The sequence below is a fragment of the Streptomyces sp. GC420 genome, from assembly GCF_009916105.1.
Classification (GTDB): Bacteria; Actinomycetota; Actinomycetes; order Streptomycetales; family Streptomycetaceae; genus Streptomyces.
In genome coordinates, this window is sequence record NZ_JAAAXQ010000578.1 from 1 (window position 1) to 3,371 (window position 3,371).

Here is a 3,371-nt window from a genome sequence, read left to right on the forward strand (position 1 = left end):
GAAGCACCGGCGGGGCGCGGGACGCGCGGCCTGCGCGGCAGGCGGGGGCGGACCAGCAGGCGCCACCCGGCGAACAGCAGGGCCACCGCCGCCGCGAAGGGCAGCACCGCGCCCAGCACGACCGCGATCCAGCGCAGCGTCGTCAGGAAGGCGTCCCAGCCGCCTGCGACCGCCTCGAAGAAGGTCGGGTCGTCGTCCTCCTCCGGCTTCACCTCGGTCTCCGCCAGCACCAGTGTGATCGTCGCCAGCGTCGTACGGTCCTTCAGCGAGGCCTGCTTCGCCTCCAGCGCCTCGAGTTCGGCCTGACGGGCGCTCAACTCCCCTTCGAGGGTGACCACGTCGCTGAGCTTCGTGGCCCGGTCCATCAGCTCCCGCACCCGCTCGATGCTCGCCCGCTGCGTCTTGAGGCGGGCCTCGACGTCCACCACCTGGTCGGTGACGTCCTCCGCGTTCACCTTGCGCTCGACGAGCTTTCCGGCGCCCTCCAGGCTCGCGAGCACGTTCCCGTACTCCTCCTGCGGCACCCGCAGCACGATCCGGGAGCGTTCGTGACCGTCCGCGTCCCGGTCCGTCGTCTCGCTGCCGACCACGCCGCCCGCGCCCTCGACCGTGTCGCGCGCCGTCTCGACCGCCTTCGGCACGTCCTCGACCCGCAGGGTCAGCCGCGCGGTGCGGATGATGTGCACGGCGGGCAGCTTCGCCGACGCCCGGTCCTGGGCCGCGCCCTCCCTCGCCCCCTCGCCGCCCGCCGCGTCCTGCGCGCCGGGGGCGGCGGCCCCCTTGTCCGCCGCTTGCGAGGCGTCGCTGCTGTCGTTCGCCCCCGAGCAGCCGGTGAGAGCCAGGGCTGCCGTGAGGAACACGGCGGCCAGGGCGGCCGCCGGCCGCCGTCGTGCGCTTCTCGTCTGTACTCGCATGTGGGAAGACCCCCCGTGGTGGTGGACGTGTCGCCGGTTCGACGTGCCGGCCCGGGTGCCGGTTGCCGGTGGCCGGTTCCGAAGAGGTCACGGTCGGAGCTCGGAATGACGTCTGAGACAGTGGAGGTATGAACGAGAGGGACCCCGGCAAGGGCCATGTCATCGTCATCGGGGGCGGCATCACGGGACTCGCCGCAGCCCACCGGCTGCTCGGCGCGGGAGCCCGGGTGACCGTCCTGGAGGCGGGGCGCCGTCTCGGCGGCAAACTGCACGCGGGCGAGATCGAGGGCCGGAGCGTCGACCTCGGCGCCGAGTCGGTGCTGGCCCGCCGCCCCGAGGCCGTGGACCTGGCCCGCGCGGCCGGACTCGGCGACGCGCTCCAGCCGCCCGCCACGACGAAGGCGTCCGTCTGGTCGCGCGGCGCGCTGCGGCCCATGCCCGCCGGCCATGTGATGGGCGTGCCGGGCGACCCGGCCGCGCTGGCCGCCTCCGGGGTGCTCTCCGACGAGGGGCTGCGCGCCATCGCCGCGGAGAAGCCGCAGGGCCCGTTCGAGGGCGACGACGTCGCCATCGGCGAGTACGTCGCGGAGCACTTCGGCCGCGAGGTCGTCGACCGGCTGGTGGAGCCGCTGCTCGGCGGCGTCTACGCCGGGGACGCGTACCGCATCTCCATGCGCGCCGCCGTTCCCCAGCTCTTCGAAGCCGTACGCGAGCACGGCTCCCTCGCCGAGAGCGTCCGCGCCGTCCAGGAGCGGACCGCGGCACAGCGGCTCACCGGGCCGGTCTTCATGGGCATCGAGGGCGGCATCGGCCGGCTCCCGGTCGCCGTCGCCGAGGCGGTGCGCGCGGCCGGCGGCACCGTCCTGACCCGTACGCCCGTCCTCCGGCTGACCCGCAGGACGGGCCCCGACGGGACCGCCCAGTGGGAGGTCGTCGTCCGCGAGGACACGGCGGGGCCCCGCGCGCTGACCGCGGACGCCGTCGTCCTGGCCGTGCCCGCACCCGCCGCCGCGACCCTGCTGTCCGCCGAGTCACCGGCCGCCGCCGCCGAGCTCGCCGCCGTCGAGTACGCCTCGATGGCCCTGGTCACCATGGCCTTCCGGCGCGCGGACGCCGTCGCGGCGCTGCCCGAGGGCAGCGGCTTCCTGGTGCCCCCGGTCGAAGGACACGCCATCAAGGCGTCGACGTTCTCCAGCGCGAAGTGGCGCTGGGCCGGCGATGAGGAGCTGTTCCTGCTGCGCACATCCCTCGGCCGTCAGGGCGAGGCCGAGGTGCTCGACCGCGAGGACGGCGAGCTGGTGGAGCTGTCCCGGCGCGACCTCGCGGAGGCCACCGGCCTCGCCGCCGCGCCCGTCGCCTCCCGCGTCGACCGCTGGTACGGCGGACTGCCCCAGTACCCCGTCGGCCACCTCGGCCGGGTGGCCAGGGTCCGCGAACACCTCGGCAAGCTGCCGGGCCTGCGGGTCTGCGGGGCGGCGTACGACGGGGTGGGCATTCCCGCCTGCGTCGCGAGCGGCGTCCGGGCCGCCGACGAGATCACGAAGACCCTGACGAAGACCGCCAACGGCGCAGAGTGAGAATAGGTCCATGACTGCTGCACCCGATTCCGTCAAGCCCCAGAAGACCCCCAATGCCGGCAAGAAGGCGAAGGACCTCAACGAGGTCATCCGCTACACACTGTGGTCCGTCTTCAAGCTCCGAGACGTGCTCCCCGAGGACCGCGGCGGTTACGCGGACGAGGTGCAGGAACTCTTCGACCAGCTCGCCGCGAAGGACGTCACCGTGCGCGGCACGTACGACGTGTCCGGGCTGCGTGCCGACGCCGACCTGATGATCTGGTGGCACGCCGAGACCAGCGACCAGCTCCAGGAGGCGTACAACCTCTTCCGCCGGACGAAGCTGGGCCGCGCCCTGGAGCCGGTGTGGTCGAACATGGCGCTGCACCGCCCCGCCGAGTTCAACCGCTCGCACATCCCGGCGTTCCTCGCCGACGAGACGCCGCGCGACTACATCTGCGTCTACCCGTTCGTGCGCTCGTACGACTGGTACCTGCTGCCCGACGAGGACCGCCGCCGCATGCTCGCCGACCACGGCAAGATGGCCCGCGGATTCCCCGACGTGCGCGCCAACACCGTCGCCTCCTTCGCGCTCGGCGACTACGAGTGGATGCTCGCCTTCGAGGCCGACGAACTCCACCGCATCGTCGACCTCATGCGCCACCTGCGCGGCTCCGAGGCCCGGATGCACGTGCGCGAGGAGGTTCCGTTCTTCACCGGCAGGCGCCGCTCGGTGGCGGAGCTGGTGTCCGGGCTGGCGTAGTCCTCCGGGCGGGAAGGCCCGCGCGCGTACTCATGGAGCACTATCGCGACCTCCTCATGACTGCGGTCTACGAACGCACCCCGCATCCGTAACTTCCCCTCGCCCGGTGGCATTTCCTCCGACATCGAACCCGCGCCG

General features: G+C 73.3%; 3 protein-coding genes. 2 read left to right on the forward strand and 1 reads right to left on the reverse strand.

All coding sequences use genetic code 11. The features are described 5' to 3' along the window. Positions 1-914 (reverse strand): DUF4349 domain-containing protein (locus tag GUY61_RS36380; RefSeq protein WP_166634573.1); only part of this gene is annotated, 914 nt, incomplete at its 3' end. Between the two features lie 128 nt (positions 915-1,042). On the opposite strand from GUY61_RS36380, the gene hemG reads away from it, so the two are divergent. After that, positions 1,043-2,491, forward strand: a complete 1,449-nt coding sequence (gene hemG / locus GUY61_RS36385) for a protoporphyrinogen oxidase (RefSeq protein ID WP_166634574.1) — start codon at positions 1,043-1,045, stop codon at positions 2,489-2,491. A 10-nt stretch (positions 2,492-2,501) separates the two neighbouring features. After that, positions 2,502-3,233 carry a hydrogen peroxide-dependent heme synthase gene (hemQ, locus tag GUY61_RS36390; RefSeq protein ID WP_166634575.1) on the forward strand — a complete coding sequence of 244 codons (732 nt, stop codon included), beginning with the start codon at positions 2,502-2,504 and terminating at the stop codon, positions 3,231-3,233. The last annotated feature ends 138 nt before the right edge of the window (positions 3,234-3,371 follow it).

What these genes read in the sequence shown, in the direction of transcription:
- hemQ (WP_166634575.1), top strand. Translation starts at nt 2,502, where the DNA reads ATGACTGCTGCACCCGATTCCGTCAAGCCCCAGAAGACCCCCAATGCC.
- hemG (WP_166634574.1), top strand. Translation starts at nt 1,043, where the DNA reads ATGAACGAGAGGGACCCCGGCAAGGGCCATGTCATCGTCATCGGGGGC.